The sequence below is a fragment of the Bradyrhizobium icense genome (genome assembly GCF_001693385.1).
Classification (GTDB): Bacteria; Pseudomonadota; Alphaproteobacteria; order Rhizobiales; family Xanthobacteraceae; genus Bradyrhizobium; species Bradyrhizobium icense.
This window is the reverse complement of record NZ_CP016428.1, coordinates 4538154-4564641: the sequence shown is the minus strand read 5'-3', so window position 1 is coordinate 4564641 and position 26488 is coordinate 4538154. Positions and strand designations below refer to the sequence as shown.

19 protein-coding genes are annotated in these 26488 nt (G+C 63.1%); 12 read left to right on the top strand and 7 right to left on the bottom strand.

Annotated elements, in window-relative coordinates:
* The first annotated feature begins 156 nt into the window (after window positions 1–156).
* The 8 genes from LMTR13_RS21520 to LMTR13_RS21485 all read left to right on the top strand — a co-directional run bounded on the left by LMTR13_RS21520 (window position 157) and on the right by LMTR13_RS21485 (window position 10602).
* Window positions 157–2658 carry a penicillin-binding protein 1A gene (locus LMTR13_RS21520; protein ID WP_065729576.1) on the top strand — a complete coding sequence of 834 codons (2502 nt, stop codon included), beginning with the start codon at window positions 157–159 and terminating at the stop codon, window positions 2656–2658.
* A gap of 217 nt (window positions 2659–2875) precedes the next feature.
* Entirely contained in the window at window positions 2876–5362 is a 2487-nt protein-coding gene (locus tag LMTR13_RS21515) for a penicillin-binding protein 1A (RefSeq protein WP_065732866.1), read from the top strand.
* A gap of 89 nt (window positions 5363–5451) precedes the next feature.
* A protein-coding gene (prfB, locus tag LMTR13_RS21510; RefSeq protein ID WP_156795711.1) for a peptide chain release factor 2 occupies window positions 5452–6583 on the top strand; the annotation gives its coding sequence in 2 pieces (ribosomal slippage) (window positions 5452–5520 and window positions 5522–6583; 1131 coding nt in all).
* 3 nt (window positions 6584–6586) lie between these two features.
* Entirely contained in the window at window positions 6587–7459 is an 873-nt protein-coding gene (locus LMTR13_RS21505) for an NAD(P)-dependent oxidoreductase (protein WP_065729574.1), read from the top strand.
* A gap of 88 nt (window positions 7460–7547) precedes the next feature.
* Window positions 7548–8336 (top strand): DUF5984 family protein, encoded by a 789-nt coding sequence (locus tag LMTR13_RS21500; protein ID WP_065729573.1) that lies wholly within the window; start codon window positions 7548–7550, stop codon window positions 8334–8336.
* A 97-nt stretch (window positions 8337–8433) separates the two neighbouring features.
* Window positions 8434–9339: a DMT family transporter gene (locus LMTR13_RS21495; protein ID WP_065729572.1), complete on the top strand. Its 906-nt coding sequence runs from the start codon at window positions 8434–8436 to the stop codon at window positions 9337–9339.
* Window positions 9340–9424: 85 nt separating this feature from the next.
* Entirely contained in the window at window positions 9425–10108 is a 684-nt protein-coding gene (locus LMTR13_RS21490) for a helix-turn-helix domain-containing protein (RefSeq protein WP_065729571.1), read from the top strand.
* Entirely contained in the window at window positions 10105–10602 is a 498-nt protein-coding gene (locus LMTR13_RS21485; protein WP_197520881.1) for a cupin domain-containing protein, read from the top strand. Before LMTR13_RS21490 ends, LMTR13_RS21485 begins: the two co-directional genes overlap by 4 nt.
* 34 nt (window positions 10603–10636) lie before the next feature.
* Here the strand turns inward: LMTR13_RS21485 and LMTR13_RS21480 are convergent, their stop codons facing one another.
* The 4 genes from LMTR13_RS21480 to LMTR13_RS39465 form a co-directional block, all read right to left on the bottom strand.
* A complete protein-coding gene (locus tag LMTR13_RS21480; protein ID WP_065729570.1) occupies window positions 10637–12805 on the bottom strand; it encodes a carbamoyltransferase C-terminal domain-containing protein in 2169 nt (722 codons plus the stop codon).
* Window positions 12806–13120: 315 nt separating this feature from the next.
* Window positions 13121–13570 carry an SRPBCC family protein gene (locus LMTR13_RS21470; RefSeq protein ID WP_065729568.1) on the bottom strand — a complete coding sequence of 150 codons (450 nt, stop codon included), beginning with the start codon at window positions 13568–13570 and terminating at the stop codon, window positions 13121–13123.
* A 149-nt stretch (window positions 13571–13719) separates the two neighbouring features.
* Entirely contained in the window at window positions 13720–15075 is a 1356-nt protein-coding gene (locus LMTR13_RS21465; protein WP_197520880.1) for a M23 family metallopeptidase, read from the bottom strand.
* Between the two features lie 99 nt (window positions 15076–15174).
* Complete coding sequence (locus LMTR13_RS39465) at window positions 15175–15936, bottom strand: peroxiredoxin (RefSeq protein WP_083219121.1); 762 nt, start codon at window positions 15934–15936, stop codon at window positions 15175–15177.
* A gap of 216 nt (window positions 15937–16152) precedes the next feature.
* Between LMTR13_RS39465 and LMTR13_RS21455 the strand changes: the two genes are divergently transcribed.
* A complete protein-coding gene (locus LMTR13_RS21455; RefSeq protein WP_065729566.1) occupies window positions 16153–19818 on the top strand; it encodes a YhdP family protein in 3666 nt (1221 codons plus the stop codon).
* A 92-nt stretch (window positions 19819–19910) separates the two neighbouring features.
* Here the strand turns inward: LMTR13_RS21455 and bla are convergent, their stop codons facing one another.
* Entirely contained in the window at window positions 19911–20804 is an 894-nt protein-coding gene (gene bla, locus LMTR13_RS21450; protein ID WP_083219120.1) for a class A beta-lactamase, read from the bottom strand.
* A 101-nt stretch (window positions 20805–20905) separates the two neighbouring features.
* Between bla and LMTR13_RS21445 the strand changes: the two genes are divergently transcribed.
* Window positions 20906–21820, top strand: coding sequence for a LysR family transcriptional regulator (locus tag LMTR13_RS21445; protein ID WP_065729565.1), 915 nt, complete (start codon window positions 20906–20908; stop codon window positions 21818–21820).
* On the opposite strand, the gene LMTR13_RS21440 is transcribed toward LMTR13_RS21445, so the two are convergent.
* Both LMTR13_RS21440 and tyrS read right to left on the bottom strand, forming a co-directional pair.
* Window positions 21821–23068: an MFS transporter gene (locus LMTR13_RS21440; protein ID WP_065729564.1), complete on the bottom strand. Its 1248-nt coding sequence runs from the start codon at window positions 23066–23068 to the stop codon at window positions 21821–21823.
* Between the two features lie 69 nt (window positions 23069–23137).
* Window positions 23138–24391 (bottom strand): tyrosine--tRNA ligase, encoded by a 1254-nt coding sequence (gene tyrS / locus LMTR13_RS21435; RefSeq protein ID WP_065729563.1) that lies wholly within the window; start codon window positions 24389–24391, stop codon window positions 23138–23140.
* Between the two features lie 178 nt (window positions 24392–24569).
* Here tyrS and LMTR13_RS21430 point away from each other — a divergent pair, with 178 nt between their 5' ends.
* Window positions 24570–25670 carry an anhydro-N-acetylmuramic acid kinase gene (locus LMTR13_RS21430; RefSeq protein ID WP_065729562.1) on the top strand — a complete coding sequence of 367 codons (1101 nt, stop codon included), beginning with the start codon at window positions 24570–24572 and terminating at the stop codon, window positions 25668–25670.
* A 121-nt stretch (window positions 25671–25791) separates the two neighbouring features.
* Window positions 25792–26472, top strand: coding sequence for a glutathione S-transferase family protein (locus tag LMTR13_RS21425; RefSeq protein ID WP_065729561.1), 681 nt, complete (start codon window positions 25792–25794; stop codon window positions 26470–26472).
* The last annotated feature ends 16 nt before the right edge of the window (window positions 26473–26488 follow it).

Genomic DNA, 26488 nt, shown 5'->3' with positions numbered 1-26488 from the left:
GTATAGAAAACAGACTGTTGGTCTTCGGAATCGGTCAATATTGTCCGCCGGACCTTTTATTGTTCGACCGCGTGGCGGCAACCCGTTCGGCGGGATTGCCGTGTCAGGATAGGCGCCGCGGATGACGGCGCACAGGGTTGGAACGGAACTTCGATAATGCGCTTGTTGGTCCGGTTTTTGGGTTTCCTGTTTGCCGCCGGCACCGTGGTGTTCCTGGTCGGCGTGGCCGGCGTCGCGGGCGCGATCTGGCATTTCTCCAAGGACCTGCCCGACTATTCGCAGCTTCAGGATTACGAGCCGCCGGTGATGACGCGCGTGCACGCGTCTGACGGTGCGCTGCTCGGCGAGTATTCCAAGGAACGCCGGCTCTATCTGCCGATCCAGGCGGTGCCAAAACTCGTCATCAACGCCTTCCTGGCGGCGGAAGATAAGAACTTCTACGAGCATGGCGGCATCGACTTCACCGGCATGGCGCGAGCGGCCGTGCTCTATGCGCAGAATTACGGCTCCAACAGGCGCCCGCAGGGTGCGTCCACGATCACCCAGCAGGTCGCGAAGAATTTCCTTCTGACCAACGAGGTCTCCTTCACCCGCAAGATCAAGGAAGCCTTGCTGGCGATGCGCATCGAGCGCGCCTATTCCAAGGACCGCATCCTCGAGCTCTATCTCAACGAAATCTATCTCGGCCTCGGCGCTTACGGCATTGCTGCGGCGTCGCTGGTCTATTTCGACAAATCGGTGAACGAGCTCACGATCGCGGAAGCTTCCTATCTGGCGGCGTTGCCGAAGGCGCCCGCGGCGTTGCACCCGGTGCGTAACCGCGATCGCGCGGTGGAGCGGCGCAATTACGTGATCGATCGCCTCGTGGAAAACGGCTGGGTCAAGCAGGCCGACGCCGACAAGTCCCGCAAGGAGCAGCTCAACGTCACCAGCCGCGGCAACGGCGCGCATATCTTCGCCGGCGAATATTTCGCGGAGGAGGTCCGGCGCGACATTTTCGAGCGCTACGGCGAAAAGAAGCTGTACGAGGGCGGCTTGTCGGTCCGCGCCACGCTCGATCCGAAGATGCAGGTGATGGCGCGCAAGACCATGGTCGCTGGTCTCGTCAGATATGACGAAGCCAGCGGCTGGCGCGGCGCGCCCTCCAAACTCGATATTTCCGGCGACTGGGGCGTGAAACTCGCCGACGTCAAATCGCTCTCTGACATCTCGCCCTGGCGCATGGCCGTGGTGCTCGAGACATCCGACCAGTCGGCGCGGATCGGGTTCCAGCCGGGCCGCGAGCTCGGTGGCGCCGTCAGCAAGCAGCGGCAGACCGGTATCATCACGCTCGATGGCGTCCGCTGGGCCAAGGCCGCTTCGGGCCCGGCCAAAGGCAGGACGCCGAGTTCGGTCGCGCAGGTGCTGTCGCCGGGCGACGTGATCTATGCCGATCCGCTGTTCGACAAGGAAGGCAAGCCGGTCGAGGGCCAGTACCGGCTGCGCCAGTTGCCGGAAGTATCCGGCGCGATGGTCGCCATGGATCCGTGGACCGGCCGCGTGCTGGCGATGGTCGGCGGCTTCTCGTTCGATCAGAGCCAGTTCAATCGCGCGACCCAAGCCTATCGACAGCCGGGCTCGTCGTTCAAGCCGCTGGTCTATTCGGCGGCGATGGACAACGGCTATACGCCGTCAACCGTCGTGGTCGACGCGCCCATTGAAATCGACCAGGGTCAGGGCGCCGGCGTGTGGCGCCCGGAAAACTATTCGTCCGGCAAATACGGCGGGCCGACAACACTGCGCAATGCGCTCCGGCAGTCGCTGAATACGGTGACGGTACGGCTGGCGCAGGACATCGGCATGCCCCTGATCGGCGAATATTCGAAGCGCTTCGGCGTCTACGACGAACTGCCGAATTACCTGTCCTATGCGCTCGGCGCGGGCGAGACCACAGTGATGCGGATGGTGACGGCCTATTCCATGTTCGCCAATGGCGGCCGCCGCGTGAAGCCAACTCTGATCGACCGGATCCAGGACCGCTACGGCCGCACCATCTTCAAGCATGACGCCCGCGAATGCCGCGGCTGCGACGCGCCCGGCGGCTGGAAGAATCAGACCGAGCCGCAACTGGTCGACCGCCGCGAGCAGGTGCTGGATCCGATGACGGCCTACCAGATCACCTCGATGATGGAATATGTGGTGCAGGCCGGCACCGCGACGGTGGTCAAGGAAGTCGGCAAGCCCATTGCCGGCAAGACCGGCACCACCAACGATGAAAAGGACGCGTGGTTCATCGGCTTCTCGCCGGACCTCGTGGTCGGCATCTATGTCGGCTTCGACAAGCCGCGCAATCTCGGCCGCGGCATGACCGGCGGTCATCTCGCCGCGCCGATCGCCAAGGATTTCCTGAAACTCGCGCTCGCCGATAAGCCGGCTATTCCGTTCAAGGTGCCTGCGGGCATCAAGCTGGTTCGCGTCGATGCCAAGAGCGGCATGCGCGCCGGTCCCGAGAGCGGCCGCACCATCCTCGAAGCGTTCAAGCCGGGCACCGCGCCGCCGGACAATTACTCGGTCATCGGCGTTGCCGACATGGATGGCCGGGCGCCGCAGGGATACTCGCAAGGCTATCAGCCTGATGCGGGCAACATCATGCGGCCCGGCACCGGCGGACTTTACTAGTCTGACAATCCCCTACAATCTCAAGCTGCGCGTTTGAACGTCGCTTGATATCGACCCGGCGGGTTCGAACGGCATCGCTGCAAATCGATGCCCAATTTCGACCATTCGAGCGGGGCATCAGAGAATCACGTCAGACAGCGCGCCCTCGGGTGGAGGGCTTTCGCACCAGGACGAACGTCGGGAATTACGACGCAACAGTTGGAATGGACCTTTGATCGTGCGCTTTCTGTTGCGGTTTTCCGGCTTCTTGTTCGCGGCCGGAAGCGTAGTGTTCCTGGTCGGCGTGGCCGGCGTCGCAGCTGCGATCTGGCATTTCTCCAGGGACTTGCCGGATTATTCGCAGCTTCAGAATTATGAGCCGCCGGTGATGACGCGCGTGCATGCGTCTGACGGTGCGCTGCTCGGCGAATACGCCAAGGAGCGGCGTCTCTATTTGCCGATCCAGGCGGTGCCAAAACTCGTCACCAACGCGTTCCTCGCAGCAGAGGACAAGAACTTTTACGAGCATGGCGGCATCGACTTCACCGGCATGGCGCGCGCGGCCGTGGCGTATGCGCAGAATTTCGGCTCCAACAAGCGGCCGCAGGGTGCCTCGACCATCACCCAGCAGGTCGCGAAGAACTTTCTCCTGACCAACGAGGTCTCCTTCACCCGCAAGATCAAGGAAGCCTTGCTGGCGATGCGCATCGAGCGCGCCTATTCGAAGGATCGCATCCTCGAGCTCTATTTGAACGAAATCTATCTCGGCCTCGGCGCCTACGGCATTGCTGCGGCGTCGCTGGTCTATTTCGACAAATCAGTGAACGAACTAACCGTCGCGGAAGCCGCATATCTCGCAGCGCTCCCAAAAGCGCCGGGAACGTTGCATCCGGTGCGCAACCGCGACCGATCGACCGAGCGGCGCAACTACGTGATCGACCGCCTGCTTGAAAACGGCTGGATCAAGCAGGCCGATGCCGACAAGGCCCGCAAGGAACCGCTAATCGTGGCGAGCCGGTCCAACGCCGCGCATACTTTTGCCGGCGAGTATTTTGCCGAGGAAGTCCGGCGCGACATCTTCGAGCGCTACGGCGAAAAGAAGCTCTATGAAGGCGGTCTGTCGGTCCGCACCACGCTCGATCCGAAGCTGCAGGTGATGGCGCGAAAAACGGTGGCCGCCGGCCTAGTGAAGTTCGACGAGGCCCAGGGCTGGCGTGGGGCTGTGAGCAAGCTAGACATTTCCGGCGACTGGGGCGTCAAGCTAGCCGACGTCAAATCGCTCGGCGACATCTCGCCCTGGCGTATGGCCGTGGTGCTGGAGACGTCCGATCAGTCGGCGCGGATCGGCTTCCAGCCCGGGCGCGAACTGGGAGGCGCCGTCTCCAAGGACCGGCAAACCGGCCTGATTACGCTGGACGGCGTCAGATGGGCGCGAGCGGCCTCCGGTTCGGTGCGCGGCAAGCCGCAGGCCTCGGTCTCGCAAATTTTGTCGCCGGGCGATGTGATCTACGCCGATCCGCTGATCAAAGATGGCAATCCGGTCGAAGGCCAGTATCGCCTGCGGCAATTGCCTGAAGTGTCCGGCGCCATGGTCGCGATGGATCCGTGGACCGGCCGCGTGCTTGCGATGGTGGGTGGCTTCTCGTTCGACCAAAGCCAGTTCAATCGCGCGACCCAGGCCTATCGGCAACCGGGATCGACGTTCAAGCCGCTGGTCTATTCGGCGGCGATGGACAACGGCTACACCCCGTCGACCATCATGGTCGACGGGCCGATCGAGATCGATCAGGGGCAGGGCGCCATCTGGCGTCCGGAGAATTTTTCGGTGGGCAGTTACCGGGGCCCGATTACCCTGCGTGAGGCCCTCAAATGGTCGGTCAACACCGTGACGGTGCGGCTGGCGCAGGATGTCGGCATGCCCCTGATCGGCGAATATGCCAAACGCTTCGGCGTCTACGATGAACTGCCGAACTATCTTTCCTATTCGCTCGGCGCCGGTGAAACCACTGTGATGCGGATGGTTACGGCCTATTCGATGCTCGCCAACGGCGGCCGTCGCGTCAAGCCGACCCTGATCGACCGCATCCAGGACCGTTACGGACGTACGATTTTCAAACATGATGCGCGCGAATGCCGCGGCTGCGACGCGCCGGGCGGCTGGAAGAATCAGCCTGAGCCGCAATTGGTGGATCGCCGCGAGCTGGTGCTCGATCCGATGACGGCCTACCAGATCACCTCGATGATGGAAGGGGTGGTGCAGGGTGGCACAGCATCGGTGCTGCGGGAGGTGGGCAAGCCGATCGCGGGCAAAACCGGCACCACCTCTGACGGAAAGGACGTCTGGTTCATCGGCTTTTCGCCGGATCTCGTCGTCGGTCTCTACCTTGGCTATGACAAGCCCCGCAGTCTGGGCAGAGCCGCGCAAGGCGGCCATACCGCCGCTCCGATCGTCAAGGATTTCATGAAGCTTGCGCTCGCCGACAAGCCAGCGACCCCGTTCAAGATGCCACCCGGCATCAGGCTGGTTCGCGTCGATGCCAAGAGCGGTATGCGCCCCAACCCGGGCGAGGGCGGCCGCACCATTCTGGAAGCGTTCAAGCCGGGCACCGCGCCGCCGGACAACTACTCCGTCGTCGGGGTTGTCGACAGCGACGGACGGGTGCCGCAGCCGATCTACCCCGATGACGACACGATGATGCGTCCGGGAACCGGCCGGCTGTACTAGCCGTTTCCGATTGCGCTTTAGGGCTGACGCCGCTACATCCCTCGCAAGTCAATCCAATAGCGGTCGGTGACCGCAGAGCAGAAGAGACCATGCGCGCGGAAGTCGAACGCCTCGTAGAAGAGATCAAGCAGTCAGTCGGGCTGCTGAGGAGGCATCTTTGACGTCGAGAAATCGACGGCACGGCTGGCCGAGCTGAACAAGCTCGCCGAAGATCCCAACCTCTGGAACGATCCCCAGAAAGCCCAGAAGCTGATGCAGGAGCGCACCTCGCTGGTGGATGCGCTCGAGGGCATCGGCAAGGTCGAGCGCGAGCTCGACGACAATGTCGAGATGATCGCGCTCGGCGAGGCCGAGAACGATGAAGGCGTGGTGGTCGAGGCCGAGAATGCGCTGAAGGCCCTGAAGAAGGAAGTCGCCCGCCGCGAGCTGGAAGCCCTGCTGTCCGGCGAGGCCGACAAGTTCGATTCCTATCTCGAAGTGCATGCCGGTGCCGGCGGCACCGAAAGCCAGGACTGGGCCGCGATGCTCTTGCGCATGTATACGCGCTGGGCCGAGAACCACGGCTTCAAGATCGAATATCTGGAAGAAACGCTTGGCGAAGAGGCCGGCCTCAAATCCGCGACCATTCAGATCAGTGGGCACAATGCCTATGGCTGGCTGAAGACGGAAGCGGGCGTGCACCGCCTGGTGCGGATCTCGCCGTTCGATTCCAACGCGCGCCGGCACACCTCGTTTTCGTCAGTAGCGATCTTTCCGGTCGTCGACGACAGCATCAAGATCGACATCAGGGAATCCGACGTGCGCACCGACACCATGCGCTCGGGCGGCGCCGGCGGCCAGCACGTCAACAAGACCGAATCCGCGGTGCGGCTCACGCATATTCCGACCGGCGTCGCAGTGGTCTGCCAGGCCGGCCGCTCGCAGCACAAGAACCGCGCGCAAGCCTGGGACATGCTGCGCGCGCGGCTCTACGAGATCGAACTGAAGAGACGCGAGGAGCAGGCCGCCGCCGATCAGGCCGCCAAGACCGATATCGGCTGGGGCCATCAGATCCGCTCCTACGTCCTGCAGCCCTACCAGATGGTGAAGGACCTGCGCACCGGCGTGCAGACCTCGGATACGTCAGGCGTGCTCGACGGCGACCTCGACGAGTTCATGGCGGCAACCCTGGCGCAGCGCGCGTTCGGCACCGCGCCCGGGCAGGTCGAGGATGTGGATTAATCCATGACCAAAGTGGCCTTCATCGGGCTAGGACGGATGGGCCACGGCATGGCCGGCCGCTACCTCGATGCCGGTTTTTCGGTCGCGGTGTGGAATCGTAGCAAGGCCAAGGCGGAGGACCTGATCCCGCGCGGCGCGCGCTGGGCCTCGTCGCCGGCGGACGCCGCCGATAGCGCCGATGCGGTAGTGACCATGGTCGCCGACGACGAGGCGTCGCGGCTCGTTTGGCTCGGCCAGGATGGCGCGGCTGCCAAGATGAAAGCGGGCAGCCTTGCGATCGAATGCTCGACGGTATCGCACCAGCATGCGCTCGACATGGCGAGCGAACTGCGCGGGCGCGGGCTCAGCTATATCGATTGTCCCGTCACCGGCCTGCCGCAAGCGGCGGCGGCCGGCAAGTTAACCTTGCTCGTCGGCGCTGACGCGGCCGATCTCGATCGGGCGAAACCCTATCTCGCGCCAATCGGCGACGTGATCCGGCATTTCGGCGCCGTCGGCACCGGCACCGTCTTCAAGCTGATCAACAACCTGATGGGCGCGGTGCAGATCGCAAGCCTCGCCGAAGGCATCGCGATAGCCGAGCAGGCCGGGCTCGACATGAACCTGGTGGCGGAGGCGCTGGCGACCGGCGCGGTGGCAAGTCCGCAGGTGATCCGCCATTCAAAACGCATGGTGGCGCGCGATTTCTCCGGTGCATCGTTTACGTCAGCCCTCCGCTACAAGGATGCAGCCTACGCGGTGAAATTGGCCGAGAACCTGCTGGCCGACGCGCCGCTGGTCGGACGCGCTGCGGTCGAAGCCTATGCGCGTGCGAAGGCCGAGATGCCCGATGAAGACGAAGGCAGGATGATCGAGATCGTGTCGCGGCCGAAATAGCCGTTGCGGGCTATATCGGAAATCGGGTGGGAAAGCCCGTCACGGTAGAATAGATCTACGTCTTCGCAGAGTTAGCCCTGGCTTAGCCGTGCTCATCAATTTCAATCTTACGCCAATCGAAGAGATCGTTCCTTGGGGGCAGCCCGGAAGCCATAGCCTCCATTGGTTTGGCTTAACTTACGGCGAATATTGGATACAGGCGGGCGACGCCGCACTCTTCGAGTACAGCGATCATGCGCGGAATGCCGGCGCAAAGCGCTACTGCGATTATCAAGTCGTCCGTCTTTACGAAGACTTGATGGAAATACTTCCTTCCATATTAGAGCCGGTTCCTGAACCGCTTGTGCCTTACATCTGCGGCGAGCCAGCGAAAGCTTGGCAGAATGCCTATGACGCGTGGCGTGATAGAAGCGACGATGTCCTTGACACGGATTATTTTTGCGAAGTCGCTGATGCGGCAGTCGCGTGGAGCGGAAAGCGCCGGCTGGATAGTACCTACCTTTCTCCGTCTGCAAATATCGCAATTTGGTCCGATCAAGAGCACGTTCACATCGAATGGGACAACCGCGACAGGCACTTCGATGGCAAGCCGGCATGGTCAGCGGTTCTCGGCTCTTACCAAATGCCTCGAGACGAATTCATAGAAGAGATGAAATCGTTTCACGTCCGGCTGATGGACCAGATGGCTGCCCGGGTAGATCAAGTCGTTGCAGGCCGCCTTCCGTCCGACATACAGATCGACTTGCCAGGATTGGTAAGGGAGCACGAACAACGGGGGCGATCGCTCGATTCCGCCCTGAGATTCGTTCCACAGACCGACTGGCAACAAACTGAAAGAGCGATCCGTGAAATCCTCATGGCGCGGGGCGGGGTCTGAACCCGCGCTCAAAGGTTATGGCCCGCAAGCTTCGCTTGCAGGTTCTCTCCGGCCTTAAGGCCTGTGGTCTCCGGTCAGCCTCCACGATGAGCCGCACATGATTGTCAACGATAACCGGATCGACGGCCGCGACTGGTCGCTGCTCGGCCTGCTCTCGATCCTGTGGGGAGGCTCGTTCTTCTTCAACGGTGTGGTGCTGAAAGAACTGCCGCCGTTCACGGTGGTGTTCCTGCGCGTGACGCTCGCTGCGATCATGCTGCTGCCGTTGCTCTGGCTCTCCCGCATCCGTTTCCCGACCGGACTGTCCGATTGGCGGCCGTTTTTCGCGATCGGGCTTCTCAACAACGTGCTGCCGTTTTCGCTGATCGTGGTTGGGCAGACCTATATCCCGAGCGGGCTGGCATCGATCCTGAATGCTACGACGCCATTGTTCACGGTGGTCGTGATGGCGGTCGCGGGTGAGGAGAAGCTGTCGGCGCGGCGGATTGCGGGCGTCATCGCGGGTCTAACCGGGGTCGTTGTTCTACACGGTGATGGCCTTGGATGGGAAAGCGGGCAGGGGTTCGGCATTCTACTCTGCCTGGCAGCCGCCTTCTCTTACGGATTGTCGGCGCTGCTGGCGCGACGGCTGCTGTCCAAATCGCCGCCGGTCGGCACCGCGACATTTCAGATGCTGGCTTCCGCCGCAATGATGACCGTCGTCGCCGGGCTGGTCGAGCGCCCTTGGGGATTGGCGATGCCGAGCATCACGACATGGCTCGCGGTGATCGGCCTTGCCACTCTGTCGACGGCGCTCGCCTACATCGTGTTCTTCCAGATCCTGTGGCGCTCCGGCGCCACCAACGTCATGCTGGTGACGCTGCTTGTGCCTGTTACGGCCATCCTGCTCGGCTCGCTTGTGCTCGGTGAGCAAATTTCGCCGCGTGAGATCGCGGGCGCACTGGTGATCGGCAGCGCGCTGCTGTTGATCGACGGCCGCGTGCTGAAGCTTTTCGAGCGTTAGTCCGTTCGCGCAGGGCCACGCGAGCCCGCTTGACATTTGCCTATATAGCAATATGATTTGCCTTATAAGCAAAAGGGAGAGCGGCGTGGTTTCGGCAGAAGCTGGCCGGCGCGCCCGCGAGGCGGCGCGCCTTGCGGGAATTGGAGCCGTCATTCGCAGGGCTCGTTCGGCGCGCGGTTTGACGCTCGATGAACTCGCAGGAATGGTCGGGTTATCCGTGACGTTTCTCTCGCGGATCGAGCGCGGACTGATCGCGTGCTCGATCGGCAATCTCCTGGAAATTGCCGGCGTCCTTCAACTGCCGCCGGCCGAATTGTTTGCCGACATCGAAGGAGAGGACCGGACGCGCGCGTATCGTGTAGTGCGGTCAATCGATGCCGTTCCATCGAAGGACGCTGACGCAAATTATGCCTGGCGCAAGCTCGCATCGGGCATTGGCGAGCAGCGGCTGGAAACTTTTCTGCTCGAATTGTCGGCAAAACCGCGCAAGCCGACGCTGGTCGCGCATCCCGGCGAAGAAATGTGCTTCGTCCTCGAAGGCAGCGTCGAATTTCAGGTGGGCAATGAGACCATCGCGCTGGAGCGGGGGGATTCGATTCATTTGCGCTCGGACGTGCCGCATATGGCGTGGGCGCGCGGGTCCGGCAGCGCGCGCCTGCTCATGGTGACATCAATCGAAAATCAGTCGGCCATCGCGGTTGAGTGGTGGAGCGATATTGCGGGCAGGAAAGGCGAACGAGAGAAAACTGCAAAAGGGAGAGCAAAATGAGCGCAGTCAGGAGCAAGGACATTTCCGATACGGCGGCCGCCAATGCGGAATTGACGACCGTGCGCAAAGCGTCGCGAAAGGACCACAAGCCTTACGAGACGCGTCATTTCGACGACGTCGAATGGGAGACGATCCGCTGGCCGGGCGAGACAGGCAAAATGCTTTTTCATCCGCGACCGGAACGTCCGACCGAACCGAACGCGGGAATTCTGCGGCTTGAGCCCGGCGCCTATCACCCCGAGCACTATCATGGCTTCGCGCAGGTCTGGCATATCCTGAAGGGCGAGTTTTTAATCGACGGAACGCCGCATGGTCCGGGAACGGTGCTGTTCCATCCCGACCCACACTTTGAGGGCGAATTCCGCACCGAGACGGGCGGGGAAATATTCATCGTCCAGTATCCCGGTCCGACGACCGGCGAGCGCCCGATCTATAGCGGTCGGTTCAACATGGCAGAACGCAAGGCGGTTGCGAGCGAACGCGTCGATCTCTGAACCGGCGGATCGCCCTGTCTCAGGGGGAGGCGAATTATCGCACTGGCCGGCTGGAAGCGGATGTCTTCTTCCAGTCGGCGAGCCAGTTTGTGAATCTTCCGCTGTCACGCTCGTCGCCGTGCCAGGCTGCAGTGACGGTGCCGTCGCCGGCGACCATGAGGACGGCATCGAGCCCCTTGGAGCGGCGCAGCGTATCGATCGCCTGCTGCGGCGTCTGCGCAATCGGTCCCGCGACATTGAAGGAAGTGTTGACGGACAGCTCGACGCCAACATGGCGGCCGAGCGCCTTCAGGTACGCATAGGTGAGGGGATCGTCTTCGGCGCGCACGATCTGGATGCGGCCGGTGCCGTCGGCGTGAATGACGGCCGGGATTTTTTCGCGGGCATGCAGCTTCGAATGCGCCGTCAGCACCATGTAATTGTAGGCGTTGTAGTCGGCATCCGACGCGCCCGGCAGCAGTTCGAAATATTCGCGTGCTGCCTCCAGCGTCGCCATCGGCGCTAGCGGGCGAATGGCCTCGCGGTATTTGACGCGCGCGTTGAGTAGTTCACGCACCGCGGGATCGCGGGGATTGGCAAGTATCGAACGGTGGCCGAGCGCACGGGGGCCGGTTTCGGCCGCGCCCTGATACAGCGCAATCACGCCGTTTTGCGCGACCATGAACGCCATCAGGTCGGCGATCGCGTCAAGGCCTTCAGGCGTCGAGATATCGCCGATCTGTTGCGAGGCGGTGTCGACGGCCGCAACCGCATGGGCGATATCGCCTTGCGAGGGCGGCGTGCCGCAATAGAAGGCGTGCGTCATCGGCGCGCCGCGCGGAGCGCCTGCCAGATGTGCAAACAGCCAGGCGGCGCCGATGGTGACGCCGGGATCGCCGGGCACCGGCGGCACCCATAGATGCAGGCGCGCGTTGCGCTGCTGCGCCTCGGCGAACCATACTTCGTCGAAATGTTCGAGCAGCCGCATATTGCCGACCGCGTTCAGCGCAACGCCGCCGGTCAGCACCAGCCGGTTGGCGCCGGTCGTGCGCAACACATGATCGACGACGTGGATCATGGCATCCTCGAACACCAATTGCGTCGCGGCCGCCTTGTCGAGACGGTCTTTGGTATCGGGACGGTGGTGGATGTCCTCGACACGCAGCACCGCATCCGGATTCCAGAGCTGGTCGGGCTTAAGCGGTTCGCCGAGGATTTTGGTGAGTTCTTCCTTGTAGGGATGGTCGAAGGGGTCGCAATACCAGTTGGCCAGCGCGCGATTGAGCCTGATATCGCCGTTCGCCCCAAAATGCAGAACATCGCGTAGCCGCGCGTAATAAGGATTGCTGGCGCGGTCCATGTCGCCCCAGGCGGCGGCGCCCATGTAGCGGCCCTCGCTCGACAGCCAGGTCCAGCCGCCCTGTGTCGACGAGATCACGCTGTAGAATGCACCGAGTGAATCGAACATGCTGTCGTTGCAGTGGAGCCGGCGCATCGCGCCGTTCTCGACCACATAGAGCGAGATCGAGCCTTGGTCGCCGGTGCCGTCGAGCACCGCAATCGCGGTCGGGGCGCCGTCGTCGGCGAACGGCGAGGCCGCGTGGGAAAACCAGGCATGGTTGTCGTGATGCGGCAGGCAGATCAACGGCACGCGCTCGGCAAGTCCGAGCTGGCGGGCGAGGATCTTTGGCGTCCGCGTCATCTGGTCGAGGCGGCGGCCGTCGAAGCCTGTGGCCTCGGTGGTGCGCACGAGTTTCATACTCTGCGGCAGCTCCTCGAGCACCGAGCGGGCCAGCGTTCCCGCGAGCGTCGGGTAATCCCAACTCGTGAGCCAGGCATCGATGTCCCCGATATCGCGGCCCATGCCGCGCAGCGTCGCCACTGCTGCGTCGATCGACAGCCTCGGATATTCGGTGGTGTGCTTGTTGCCGGAAAAGCGTTCTTCCTCGTTGTTGACGATCAGCCGCGGCCCATCCGCCTGCGTCACCTCGACCAGCGCCAGACCTGAATTGTGCGTGCCGGGTGCGCCGAGGCCTGCGAGATAGACCGTGTCGCCCCGCGTGAGTTTTTCGCGAACATGCACGATCCGCGCCTCGGCGAATTCCGAGCCGAGCTGGTGAAATCCCGCAGCGCCCATGGTTTTTGCCGCGAGCCAGCGCGCGAAGCGGAAGCCGCCGGCCGCAAGCCTGGGATGCCGCGGACCAATTCGTGTGTACTGTTTCAACCCTGTCCAACCTCTGGGCCACGCCGTCAGGCCAGGTCATGGCGCAGCCTGCATCAACCACAATTGGCGCCAGGCAACAATGCCGTTTCGTGCTGCGGAATGAGCACATGCTTGCAACGTTGAAGCGCATGATGTTGCCGATCTTGCTGCCGCCCGGCATCGATACTGCGGCAAACGATTTCTTCCCGATCGAGCAAATTGCAGTTGATCAAGTTCAACGGCGAGGCGACGGAAGTATTCGGGGGAATCATCACCGGCGAGGTTGGGCGCTGGAAGATGAGGCACCACAGCGTGGTGCCTCTCCTCAGGCCTTCACTATCCCGGAATATCCGGCTCCACGAGCAACGCGAGCTGGGCGAGCGACTGTTGCCAGCCGAGATAGCAGGCTTCGACCGGAATCACCGTCGGCAAGTTCGTTTGTTCGATGTTGATTTCGGTTCCGACCGAAACCGCTTTCAGGGTCACGGTGACCTCAATGACGCCGGGCAAATTGGGGTCGTCGAAACGATCGGTGTAGCGGATCCGCTCGTTGGGCACGATCTCCAGATATTCTCCGCCGAACGAATGGCCCGTATTCGTGGTGAAATTCGTGAACGACATCCTGAATGTGCCGCCAACTTTCGCCTCGAATTGGTGGACCTTGCAGGTGAAGCCGTAGGGCGGCAGCCACTTGGCCAGGGCTTCCGCATCGAGGAAGGCGCGAAAAACCTTCTCCGGCTTGGTGGCGAGGACACGATGCAAACGAACGGTATTGCCTTGGGACATGACGTTACTTTCTCCATTACTGAGCGGAGCATATCGATTGGGTTGGGTTGCTCAGTCTCTGCCACAAGGACGCCTGGCCTCCATGCGTTCCGACACGGAGCCAGAAAAAATTTCACCGACGCGAGCACGCCGGTTCCGACGGCGCGATGCTAGCCTGAGCTGAGCCTCACGCCTGCGCGCAGGAATTTCTGCGGGTCGACGGGGTCACCGTCGATCCGCGTTTCATAGTGCAGGTGCGGACCGGTGGAGCGGCCGGTCGAGCCGACGGCGCCGATGACCTGTCCGATCTTGACGAAGTCGCCGACCCTGACGTGAATCTCCGACAGATGGCCGTAGCGGGTCGACAGCCCGTTGCCGTGGTCGACCTCCACCATGCGGCCATAGCCGCCCATCCATCCCGACGACACGACCTTGCCGTTCGCGGTCACGCGCACCGGATCGCCGGTCGCGGCGCGGAAATCTAGTCCAGTATGCATCGCGGGTCGGCCGAGGAAGGGATCGCTGCGAACGCCGAAGCCCGAGGTGAATTCGACCTCGCCGACGACAGGCTTGCGATAGGGCACCAGCGCAAGCGTCGCATTGAGGCGCTGCATCTGGGCGCGGGTAGCCTTGATCCGGTAGAGCTGGCGTTCAAACGCACCGGCATCCGCCGGCAACTTCACTGGCACGAACGGGCCACCGATAGCCGAGCGCGGCGTCGCGGCCTCTAGCTGCCCCATGTTGAGGCCGAGATCGGTGAACACGCCGCGCATGCGGCGCAGGCGCGATTCCATGCTGTCCTCGACCGCGCTGAGCGCCGCCATCTGCCGCCGCTCGACGGTGTCGAGCGAGGTCTGCAGGCGGACCAGGACATTGTCGACACCCTGAACCTTGGCGAACTGATTCGGCTGCGGCTTGGCGATAGCGGGCGTGCGCGATTCCAGCCGCGCCTCGCGATCCGGCGGCGCGACGAAGATCACGGTGTCGCTGATCGGGGAGGGTTTTAGCGTGCCGGAAGCGGGCGTCTCCGCGGCCGCGCCGCGCGCCGGAGGCCGAATCGAACCGGTGGCAGCGGCATCCGGAATTGCGCCGAGGGCGGTAGCGCGCGATTCGAGCGCGGTCTGGCGGCGCATGATCTGGTCGAGCTTCTGGTCGAACTGTTCCTGATCGAGCAACTGGCGGCTGGTGGTGCGGTCGACCTTGGCACGCAGCTCCGCGATGCGGTCCTCATAGGCATATTGCATCTCGGCTTGGCGAGCGATCAGCCGGGTCAGGACGTCGTCGCGAAACGCGAAATAGGTGGCTGTGGCCGCCGACCACATGCCAAGCAGCACGATCGTGCCGACGACGATCCAGAACACCACAGGTCCGAAGCGTACGTGCTTGCCGGCATGGACGATGGCATAACCGTTGCCATCGACCGCGGCGGCGGCCCGTGCCGCCTGAGGGGCAGGGCGCCGCGGCGGCGTTCGGCCATGATCATGGGGATGGTGGTGATCGGAATAATGACCGGAACGGTACGACATCGGCACTCCCGCGCCGGTCGGAAATCAGCTCCGTTCGGCTCAATTTGCGTGCCGATTTGACCCACTCATGGTTAATTTTTGGAAAATGGAACCTGCCGATCACATGCCGCGGACGGCAGCCAGTACCTCGTCGGCATGGCCGTCGACCCGCACATTGCGCCAGATCCTGGCGATCCGCCCATCGGCACCGATCAGAACCGTCGTTCGAATGATCCCCATGAAAGTCCTGCCGTACATCGATTTTTCGCCCCAGGCACCATAGGCCTCGAGCATCTCATGTTGCTCATCCGAGATCAGAGGAACCGAAAGCTGGTGCTTGTTCCGGAAGGATTCCTGGGCCTTTACGGTGTCGGCCGAGATCCCGAGCACCACGGCTCCCGCATCGGCAAACGCGCTATCGAGCCGCGTGAAGTCGATCGCCTCCCGGGTGCAGCCGGGCGTGTCGGCGCGGGGATAGAAAAACAGCACTAGTTTCCTGCCGGCATAGTCCGCCAGCGAGACACTGCCGCCGCCATCGCGCGGCAGGCTGAAGGGAGGAGCCATGGCGCCTTCGACCAGTCCGGTTCCAGCAACCGGCTTGGGCGTATCCGATAGATTGGATTTTATTAACTGTTTCGATGTCGGCTTATGCGACGCTTTGGCTGAAGGGCTCTTGGCCGTCTTGGCCGGTTTCCTGGCGGCTGCCTTCGTTGCGGTTTTGGCGGCCTTGTTGGCCGCTGTGGCGGCAGCCTTTTTGGTCGCTGCCGGCGCGCTGCGGCGGGCGGTCTTGCGGGCGGTCTTGGCGGCGGCCGGTTTTGTGGCCGGCGGCTTGCGGCTTTTGGGGGATGGCTTGGAGGATTTCTTGCGCGTTTTCTTGGACATACGCCTTCCTTTCGTCGCTTTCCGCAGATCAATCATTAGGGTATTGCGGATTTCACCTTTGACCGTCGGATTCGCTCCGGCTGCTGGGTAAGTTTGATGACCCCGGAGTATGGTTACAAGGAATTCGACGCTACCCCCGTCTGCTCGTCGATGGGGCCGCCCAATCAATCCTTGGGCCCGACCACGAGTAACAGTATTAATCGAGGATTGGCAGCGATGCCGTCACAGGAACGCTCGATACCGATCGAAGAGCGTGCCCTTGGCGGCGATCAATCTCAGTGCCGGCACCGAGAGGCAATGGCTAGGAATACTTCGCCCAAGGGGTCGAATCCGCGTGCCGAGGCCCCGCAATGGGATGACGCGGCGGGCTGGGAGCAGGAAGAGGCGGCCGGCTACCGCGCGCGGCGCCTGTTGTCGCGTTCCAATTCCAGATTTCACCGCGTCGGTGACAAGTTCTCAACGCTGCAGCGGTGGCTGAGTGGCGAGCGCTGGGTCAAGCGCGTGGCGATCGTAGTCGCCGTGCTGGCGGTGATTTTCACTACTTGTTTCGGCGGTCTGTGGTGGCGGCTCGGCGCCGGACCGATCAATCTCGACGTCGCAACGCCGTGGCTGGTGGCCGCGATTGAAGACAATATCGGCCATGGCAATACGGTCGAGATCGGCGGCACGCAGATCGAGCGGGCCGGACGGATTCGAATCGCTGTGCGCATCCGCGACATCGTGGTCCGCGACCGTGACCAGGTCGTTGTCGCCACCGCGCCGAAGGCCGAGGTGAAACTATCGGGCATGGCGCTCCTGATGGGACGGCTGCGCGCCGAGAGTCTCAATCTGGTCGATGCCGAGCTCGCGGTACGAATCACGCCGGACGGCCAGGTGACGGTGTCTGCCGGCGACACCGACAAGCCGCTGGCGACTGGCGTTGCCTCCAAGCGCGATGCCGGCTTGGCGCCGACATTCCCCCGCCAGCCGCCCGCGCCGCCGCAAGCTGCTGCGACGGCCCCCGATACCACGCAGAGCGGATTGCTGGCCGGCCTCGACTGGCTCGACAGCCTCAGCCTGACCGGCCTCGACGGGCAGAACCTGAACGAGATCGGCCTCAAGAACGGCAATCTCAGCGTCGACGATCAGCAGCGCGGCAACAAATGGACGTTCGAGAATATCAGCCTCAGCATGCGCCGTCCGAGCGGCGGTGGAGTTGCGGTGAGCCTTGGCGAGCAAGGCGCTCGTCCCTGGTCGCTCAAGGTCGTGGTCGGACCGCAGCAGAATGGCGTGCGGTCCGTCGATCTTCGCGCCGACAAGGTGCCTGCCGCCAACATCCTGCTGGCGATGCGGGTCAAGGACCTGACCTACAGCGCCGAGCTGCCGCTTTCCGGCGAACTGAAAGGCGAACTGGGCCGTGACGGCCTGCCGACCTATTTCCGCGGCAAGATCATCGCCGGCGCCGGCAACCTGATCGACAGCGATACGCCTGACTATCCGATGCCGATCGACTCGGCGGAGATGAGCGTCGAATGGGATGCCGGACGGCGCGTGCTGGTGGCGCCCTTCAAGGTCATTTCCGGCGCGAACCGGATCACGCTGCTCGGCCATCTCGAGCCCCCGAACGGTGCCACCACCGAATGGCAGGCTGGCCTTAGCGGTGGCACGATCCTGCTGGCCGGCACCGACAACGAACCGCCGCTGATCTTCAACCGGATCGCGATCGGGATGAAGTTCGACACCGACCGCAAGCGCGTGCTGCTGACCCAGGCCGATATCAGCAACGGCGAGATCGGCATCGCCGGCACCGGCAGCATCGACTATGCGAACGAGGCGCGTCTCCAGCTTGGTTTTGCGGGTACGCCGATGTCGGCCTCCGCGCTGAAACGGATGTGGCCGATTCTGATCGTGCCTGAAGTGCGCGAATGGGTGATCGAGCGCATCGAGCGCGGCACGCTCCAGCGCATCGAGGTCGGCGTCAATTCGCCGGTGCGCAATCTGTCGCGCAAGGGACCGCCGATTCCGGACGATGGTCTGGCCGTCAACATCGTCGCGTCAGGCGTTACGGTCCACCCGGTGGACGAAATGCCGTCGGTTCGCGATGCCGATCTGAAGGCGAGAGTCACGGGCCGTACCGCGACGGTGACGATCGGGCAGGGCGTTGCCGACACGCCCGCCGGCCGCAAGATCAATATTTCGGACTTCATCTTCGAGGTGCCGGACATGGCGCCGAAGCCGTCGCCCTCGCGGGTAAAGTTCAGGGTCGATGCTTCGGTACCGGCCGCGGCCGAGATTCTGGCCTCCGACCGCATCAGCGATCTCTCCGGCACGCTGATCGATCCGAACGCCAGCAAGGGAAACGTTGCCGCCACCATCACGCTCGGCATGCCGGTCAAGGGATCGATGACCAAGGCCGACACCACCTACACCGTGATTGCCGATCTGGCAGGGTTTGCCGCCGACAAGCTCGTGATGAATCAGAAACTGGAGTCCAATACGCTCAAGGTGCTCGCCAACAACGCGGGCTACCAGGTCAAGGGCGACGTCAAGATCAACGGCCAGCCGGCTTCGCTGGACTACCGCAAGCCGAGCGAGGGCGACGCCGATATCAGGCTGCAGGCGACGCTGGATGATGCCAGCCGCGCACGTCTCGGGATCGATCTCGGACCTGCTGTGAGCGGTTCCATCCCGATCAAGGTGATCGGCAAAATCGGCGAGAACGACAGCCGCGTCGGCATCGAAGCCGATCTGACCTCGCTGCGTCTCGACAACATCCTGCCGGGCTGGGTCAAGGTGCCCGGCAAGTCGGGCAAGGCGACGTTCAATGTCGTAAAGAAGGAACAGACGACGCTGTTCCAGGACATCGTGGTCGAAGGCGGTGGCGTTTCGATCAAGGGATCGCTCGAAGTCGACCAGAACGGCGACCTGTTGAACGCGAACTTCCCGACCTACGCGCCATCGGACGGCGACAAGACGACGTTGAAGGCCGAGCGCGGCGCCGACGGCGTCGTGAAAGTCACGATGCGGGGCGACGTGTTCGACGGCCGCGGCTTCCTGAAATCGGCGATCTCGGGCAAGGAAGCCGACCCCAAGAGCAAGTCGAGGAACATCGATCTCGATATCGACGTCAAGCTCGGCGCGGTCGCCGGCTTCAACGGCGAGGCGCTGCGCAGCGTCGACAGCAAATTCTCCCGCCGCAACGGCATCGTCAAAAACTTCACGCTCTCCGGCAAGGTCGGGCGCGACACGCCGGTGACGGCCGATCTGCGCGGTCGCGGGCAGGGACAGGGACGCGACATCATCATCCTGCAGACCAACGATGCGGGTGCGTTCTTCCGCTTCACCGACACCTACTCGAAAATGGTCGGCGGACAGCTCGCGCTTGCGATGGAGCCGCCGACGGTCGAACCCAGTGCCAAGGACGGTCTGATCAATGTCCGCGATTTCTCCGTCAGGGGTGAGGCCGCACTGGAGCGCGCCGCCGCGGGCGGAGCGGCCGGCGTTCAGAACGGCATTTCCTTTACGGCACTGCGCGCCGAGTTCACGCGGCAGAGCGGACAGCTCACGATCCGCGATGGTGTTGTGAAGGGTCCGATCATCGGCGCGACCATCGAAGGCAGCATCGACTATGTCGGTAATGCCGTGCGCATGAGCGGCACCTTCGTTCCGATGTACGGGCTGAACAACATGTTCGGCCAGATTCCCGTGCTCGGCTTGTTCCTCGGTGGCGGCAGCAACGAGGGCCTGATTGGCGTGACCTACGAGGTGGTCGGCACGCCTGGCCAGCCCGTGCTGCGCGTCAATCCGATTTCGGCAGTGATGCCCGGCGTGCTCAGAAAGATCTTCGAGTTCAACACCGGCAAGCAGAACAACACCCCGATCGAATTCCCGCCGAATAATTAGTCTCCGTGTCCGGACGCGGGTCAGAGCCTTGCGATGCAAAGCGTCGTCCGGCCCCCGGATCAGTAGCGAACCACGCCGCAAGGACCAGGCACCTAGCCAGATGCCATGGTCGAGACCGCCCGCGCGACCGAAGCCAAAGTGGCGTTTTGCTGCGCGGCAGAAACGGTGGCGCCAGTCAGATAAGCGGTGATCACGATGGGCGCCTTGCCGGGTGGCCAGATCACGGCAACGTCATTGTTTGTGCCTCGGGCACCGGTGCCGGTCTTGTCGCCGACGCGCCAATCTTTCGCAAGACCTGCACGCAGTCGCGTGTCCCCAGTCTTGTTGGCGACCAACCATGCCGTCAGTTGCTCGCGCGATGCAGCCGATAGCGCCGTAGTCCCAAGGATCAGGGCCTGCAAGTTGGAAGCCATCGCGTTCGGTGTCGTTGTGTCGCGGGGATCGTCAGGCAAGGCCTCGTTGAGCGAGGGCTCATTCCGGTCTAACCGCGTGACCTGGTCGCCGAGGCTCCGTGCGAAGGCCGTCAGCCCCGGCGGTCCGTCGATGCTGGCGAGCAGCAGATTGCCGGCCGTGTTGTCGCTCAACGTCACCGCCGCTTCGCAAATTTCAGCGAGCGTCATGCCGTCACCGCCGACGCGCTTCTCGGTTACGGGTGAGTACACGATGAGCGCGGACGCGTCGAAGGTTATGCGCCGCGTCAATTGTTCCTTGCCGGCATCCACCTGCGCCAGGATCGCTGCGGCTGCCAGCATCTTGAAAGTGCTGCACATCGGAAAGCGCTCGTCACCCCGGTGGACATGACGAGCATCCGTTGCCGTGTCGAGGACACAAACACCGAGTCGGCCGCCGCTCTCACGCTCCAGACGCTTGATCTCGTCGATCAATCGTTGATTTGCGGTCGATGCGCGTATCGCTTGCCGGGCGCTCAAGGCAGTCGTTACCAGCGCTGCGCCGCATCCAAGCTGGAACTGTCTTCTCGTGATCACTATGAATCCCTCCGTGCTGTGAGTTGGAAGGTGCCGACAGGTCGTCGTCTTGACAAACGATCAGTTCTGCGGGCAGGCATAAGAAAAACTAGGGACGAGCAATGCGGCGCCGGACGAGGCTTTCGCACCTTCCGCTCAATGCACTACGGGCCTTTGAAGCGACGGCGCGCCACCTCAGTTTCACTCGTGCCGGCCTTGAACTTCGAGTCACGCAGGCCGCCGTCAGCCAGCACGTGAAAGTGCTGGAGGACCGGCTTGGCGTACAGTTGTTTCGTCGATTGCCCCGCGGCGTCGCGCTCACCGATGAAGGACAGTTGCTGCTGCCGAGCATCGTCGAGGCCTTCGGCCGGCTCACCGAAACACTGAATCGCTTCGAAGACGGCCACTACCAGGAGGTCATCGCGGTCGGCGTTGTCGGTACTTTCGCTTCGGGATGGCTGCTGCCGCGGCTCGATGCTTTCAGAAAAGCCTATCCGCGGATCGATTTGCGCCTGTTCACCAACAACAATCGGATCGACATCGCGGGTGAGGGCCTCGATTACGCGATCAGGTTTGGCGATGGCCTTTGGCATGGCACCGAGGCGACCCACTTGATGGGGGCGCCATTTACCCCGTTCTGCGCACCTTCGCTGGCTCGCAGGCTGAGCCGGCCGGCCGATCTGAAGCGAGAGGTACTGCTGCGTTCCTACCGACAGGAGGAATGGCCGCGATGGTTTGCTGCAGCGGGATTGCAGAGTCCGGTGCTCAAAGGAATGGTATTCGATTCATCCATTACGATCGCCAGCGTAGCGGCCCGCGGCTTCGGCGTTGCGCTGTTGCCGGCGGCATTGTTTCAGGACGAGATCCGGCAGCGGCGGCTGGTACGTCCTTTTCAGATCGAAGTCGCGCTCGGCGATTATTGGATTACGTCGCTGCACTTTAGGCGACCGACACCCGCGATGCTCTCATTCAAGAGCTGGCTGCTTGAAACGATTGCAGCAACAAAGAGGAGCCCTGGCAAGCAGGCAGGGACGTAGCTACCGCCGTAGCGCCGGCACGACCAGAAACGGGATCATTCCGAGCACCACGGCCACCAGCGCGAACGCGATCACCGGATTATAGCTGTGGGTCCAGTCGTGGATCAGGCCGCCGGCCCAGGCGCCGAGTCCGGAGCCAAGGCCGCTGCCGATCGAAATCGTGCCGTAGATGGTGCCGACCCGTTCGCCGCGAAAGATCCTCATCGCGGTCGCCGTGATGAGCGGCCCACGGGAGCCGATCATGCTGCCGAAGGTCACGACGAAGGCGCCGAGCAGCCAGAAGTTCGGATAGAACTGCAGCAGCCAGAGCAGGATGATGCCCGCGATCGAGATGGCGTAGCTCAGCAGCACCGACGGCCGTCGCCCAATCATCGCATCGAGCTGGGTCACGCCCAGCATGCCGAACAGCAGCACGACGCCGGAAAAACCCCAGGCGGTCGCCGCCTGCAGCGGCGGGAAGCCGGCATCGATCAGATAGGCAACGATCTGCGCCGCAAGCGCATACATCCCCACGGCCGTAAAGAAGAAAGTCGAAAACAGCGCCCAGAACGCGTGGTGACGCATTGCGCTACCGAGGGTCCAGCCGCCGTCGACGAAATCGGAATCGGCCTTTTTGGCGATGTGCGGCGAGCCCGTCGAGAACAGCCGCCATGGCAGTAGCAACAACGGCACTAGCAGGCATAGCGCAATGACACCGAACGTCTGGTAGGCGCCGCGCCAGCCGATGTGATCGATTAGAAGCTGCGACGCCGGCAGCAGCACCAGCACGCCCGCGCCGGCCGCAGAATAGACCACCGCCATCGCGGTGGGCAGCCGCGCGCCGAACCAGCGGCCGAGCAGGATCGAGTTCGGCACGTTGCCGATGAAGGCGATGCCGATCCCGACGGAAACGCCGACGCTCAACTGGAATTGCCACAGCGCCTGCGCACGGGAGGCGACCAGAAACGCGCTGCCAAGCAGCAGCAGTCCCAGCGAATAGACGGTCCGGGGGCCGTAGCGGTCAAACACCCGGCCGACCACCGGCGCCGTCAGTCCGCCGGCGAGCCAGGTCAGCGAGTAGACCGAGACCACTTCCGCGCGGTCCCAGCCGAAATTCTCCGAGATCGGTTTGAGGAAAACCGTAAAGCTTTCGCCGAGGCCGCGGCCGAGCAGCGCCAGCGTGAAGCACAGCGCCAGCACGTTGAGCGCAAGCCGGCCCGGCTTGAGCGGCCTCGCCAACGCGTCTCCCTGTGGCGTCTTTTCATTCATGGGACGCAGGGAGCGCGTTTCCGCTGTTACCCGCAAGCGTCAAAAGCGAATGCGCCTATGCAGGCCAGATCAGGCGGGCCTCAGCAGCACGTGCTTTTTCTTCCCCATGGAAAGTTTGATGACGCCTTCCGGCGTGAGATTGGATGGCGTGAGCACCATCTTCTCGTCGGTCACAGCGGCATCGTTGACGCGCAAGCCACCGCCCTTGATCTGGCGCCGCGCCTCGCCATTCGAAGTCACAAGCCCCGCTTTCACGAACAGCCCCAGCACGGCCGCGCCGGCCTCGAGTTCGCCGCGCGAAACTTCCACAGTGGGCAGGTTCTCCGCGATCGCGCCTTGCTCGAACGTTTGTCGGGCAGTTTCGGCGGCGGTGTTGGCAGCGTCGCGGCCATGCAACAGCGCGGTCGCCTCCGTCGCCAGCACCTTCTTGGCTTCGTTGATCTCGCCGCCCTGCAACGCCGCGAGCTTTTCGATCTCGCTCATCGGCAGGATCGTGAACAGTTTTAGAAATTTGACGACGTCGGCATCCTCGACGTTGCGCCAGTATTGCCAGAAGTCATAGGGCGAGAACTGATCGGCGTTGAGCCAGACCGCGCCCTGCGCGGTCTTGCCCATCTTGGCGCCGGAAGCAGTCGTGAGCAGCGGCGTGGTCAGCGCGAACAATTGCGGCGTGCCCATGCGGCGGCCGAGATCGACGCCGTTGACGATGTTGCCCCATTGATCGGAACCGCCCATCTGCAGCCGGCAGCCGGTGCGCCGCGCCAGCTCGACAAAGTCATAGGCCTGGCAGACCATGTAGTTGAACTCGATGAAGCTCATCTCCTGCTCGCGTTCGAGCCGGAGCCTGACTGAATCCATCGTCAGCATGCGGTTGACCGAGAAGTGCCGGCCGATGTCGCGCAGCATCTCGATCCAGTTCAGCTTCGTCAGCCATTCGGCATTGTCGAGCATGATCGCATCGCTCGGGCCGTCGCCGTATCGCAGCACCTTCGCAAACACGCCGCGGATCGAGGCCTTGTTGGCTTCGATTTCCTCGATCGAGCGGATGGCGCGCGATTCGTCCTTGCCGGAGGGGTCGCCGACCATGGTGGTGCCGCCGCCCATCAGGGTGATCGGCTTGTTGCCGCTCTGCTGCAACCAGTACAGCATCATCATGGTGAGGTAGTTGCCGATATGCAGCGACGGCGCCGTGCAGTCGTAGCCGACATAGGCGGTCGCCTGGCCCTTGGCCGCCAGCGCGTCGAGGCCCTCGAAATCGGAGCATTGGTGGATGAAGCCGCGCTCCTGTAAAATGTTCAGGAAATCTGATTTAAATGCGGTCATTGGCGGGCTGCTTTGATCATTCTATTTTCACTGTAATTGTAACGAGTTTGCGGAACCATGGCGGAACAGGCTGCCGCAGGGCCGGGCGCTGTGGCATTATAAGATGTGCGTGTTTGGCACAAGCTGGTCGTCGTCGGCGGGACGTATCGAGCAGGGCGTTTCAAAGGCACAATCGACCATGATGTTGACGGCAGTAGGTTTGATGAGCGGCACCTCGCTCGACGGGGTCGACGTCGCTTTGATCGAGACCGATGGCCGCCGGGTGAACGCGCTCGGACCGTCCGGATACCGGCCCTATACCGACACGGAGCGCGGCCTGTTGCGCCAGGCGCTGTATGAGGCTGCCGACCTGGCCGATCGCGCCGCGCGGCCCGGCTGCCTGCGCGAGGCCGAGCGGGTCGTCACGTCAGCGCATGCCGAGGCGGTGGCCGCCTTTACCGCACAACACCGGATGCGGTTCGACGATATCGACATCGTCGGCTTTCACGGCCAGACCGTGCTGCACCGGCCCGAGAAAAAACTGACGGTCCAGATCGGCGACGCGCAGATGCTCGCCAAGACGATCCACATTCCGGTCATGTACGATTTCCGCGCTGCCGATGTCGAAGCCGGCGGGCAGGGCGCGCCCTTTGTGCCGGTCTATCACCGCGCGCTCGCCCAATCGCTGGAGTGGGAGGGCCCGACCGTCGTGGTCAATATCGGCGGGGTCGCCAACATCACCTATATCGACGGCGACACGCTGATCGCCTGCGATACCGGGCCGGGCAACGCCTTGCTCGACGATCACATGTTCCGCCGCATGAACCAGCGCTTCGACACCGAGGGCCGCACCGCCGCGCTGGGCAGGGTCGATGCGGCCTGGATCAACCGTGCGCTGGAGATGCCGTTCTTTTCGCTGCCCCCGCCGAAATCGCTCGATCGCAACGATTTTGCGGGGCTTAAGCTCGGCGATATGCCGCCCGAGGATGGCGCGGCGACGCTGACCGCCTTTACCGTCGCTGCAATTGCCCGGGTGGTGCCGTTGCTGCCGAAGGAACCCAAGAACTGGATCGTGGCTGGCGGCGGCGCCCGCAACCTGACCATGCTGCGGATGCTGCGGGAGTGTCTGGCGCCGGCGACCGTCCGGGCGGCGGACACTTTGGGCTGGGCCTCCGACGCCATCGAGGCGCAGGCTTTCGGATTTCTGGCGGCGCGAGGCCTGAAGGGCCTGCCGCTGAGCTACCCTGCCACCACCGGGGTGCCGCTGCCGATGACCGGCGGTATCATCGCGCGACCGTGACGCGGTTCAAGATATGTTGATGCAGTTGCATTGACCTTGACGGCTACATGCAGGCGCATCTAATTTAGATGCAAATGCATGGAGCGGAGGCCGGCTGGCCTTCGCGTTTTGAGAGGTCGTCATGGCGCAGAAGCTCACGTTGATCAGCCACAAGCTATGCCCCTATGTGCAGCGCGCCGTGATCGCGTTGACCGAGAAGGGCGTGCCGTTCGAGCGGGTCGATATCGATCTCGCCAACAAGCCGGACTGGTTTTTGAAGATATCGCCCCTCGGCAAGGTGCCGGTGCTGGTCGTGACCGGCGCCGACGGCAAGGAGGCCGCGCTGTTCGAAAGCAACGTGATTTGCGAATACATCGAGGATACCCAGGGCAGCGCCAAGCTGCATCCTCAGGATGCGCTCCAGCGCGCACAGCACCGGGCCTGGATGGAGTTCGGGTCCACCATTTTGAGCGAGCTCTGGGGCCTGGAGACGACGGGTGATCCCGCCACCTTCGAGAGCAAGCGGCAGGCGGTCGCCGCAAAATTTGCGCGCGTCGAGGATGCCCTAGGGTCGGGTCCGTTCTTTGCCGGCGAAAATTTCAGTCTGGTAGACGCGGTGTTCGCGCCGATCTTCCGTTATTTCGACGTGTTCGATCAACTGACCGATCTCTCGGTCTTTGCCGATACGCCGAAGGTCCGCGCATGGCGAGAGGAGTTGGCGAAGCGGCCGAGCGTCCGCACGGCGGTGGGAGCCGACTATCCGCAATTGCTGCACGCGTTCCTGGTGCGCCATAACGCGCATCTGCTGAAGCTGGCGGCGTAGCGTGCCGGGCAGGCTT

What these genes read in the sequence shown, in the direction of transcription:
- LMTR13_RS21520 (WP_065729576.1), top strand. Translation starts at nt 157, where the DNA reads ATGCGCTTGTTGGTCCGGTTTTTGGGTTTCCTGTTTGCCGCCGGCACC.
- LMTR13_RS21505 (WP_065729574.1), top strand. Translation starts at nt 6,587, where the DNA reads ATGACCAAAGTGGCCTTCATCGGGCTAGGACGGATGGGCCACGGCATG.
- LMTR13_RS21495 (WP_065729572.1), top strand. Translation starts at nt 8,434, where the DNA reads ATGATTGTCAACGATAACCGGATCGACGGCCGCGACTGGTCGCTGCTC.
- LMTR13_RS21485 (WP_197520881.1), top strand. Translation starts at nt 10,105, where the DNA reads ATGAGCGCAGTCAGGAGCAAGGACATTTCCGATACGGCGGCCGCCAAT.
- LMTR13_RS21470 (WP_065729568.1), bottom strand. Translation starts at nt 13,570, where the DNA reads ATGTCCCAAGGCAATACCGTTCGTTTGCATCGTGTCCTCGCCACCAAG.
- LMTR13_RS21465 (WP_197520880.1), bottom strand. Translation starts at nt 15,075, where the DNA reads ATGTCGTACCGTTCCGGTCATTATTCCGATCACCACCATCCCCATGAT.
- LMTR13_RS39465 (WP_083219121.1), bottom strand. Translation starts at nt 15,936, where the DNA reads ATGTCCAAGAAAACGCGCAAGAAATCCTCCAAGCCATCCCCCAAAAGC.
- LMTR13_RS21455 (WP_065729566.1), top strand. Translation starts at nt 16,153, where the DNA reads ATGCCGTCACAGGAACGCTCGATACCGATCGAAGAGCGTGCCCTTGGC.
- LMTR13_RS21445 (WP_065729565.1), top strand. Translation starts at nt 20,906, where the DNA reads ATGCGGCGCCGGACGAGGCTTTCGCACCTTCCGCTCAATGCACTACGG.
- LMTR13_RS21440 (WP_065729564.1), bottom strand. Translation starts at nt 23,068, where the DNA reads ATGAATGAAAAGACGCCACAGGGAGACGCGTTGGCGAGGCCGCTCAAG.
- tyrS (WP_065729563.1), bottom strand. Translation starts at nt 24,391, where the DNA reads ATGACCGCATTTAAATCAGATTTCCTGAACATTTTACAGGAGCGCGGC.
- LMTR13_RS21430 (WP_065729562.1), top strand. Translation starts at nt 24,570, where the DNA reads ATGATGTTGACGGCAGTAGGTTTGATGAGCGGCACCTCGCTCGACGGG.
- LMTR13_RS21425 (WP_065729561.1), top strand. Translation starts at nt 25,792, where the DNA reads ATGGCGCAGAAGCTCACGTTGATCAGCCACAAGCTATGCCCCTATGTG.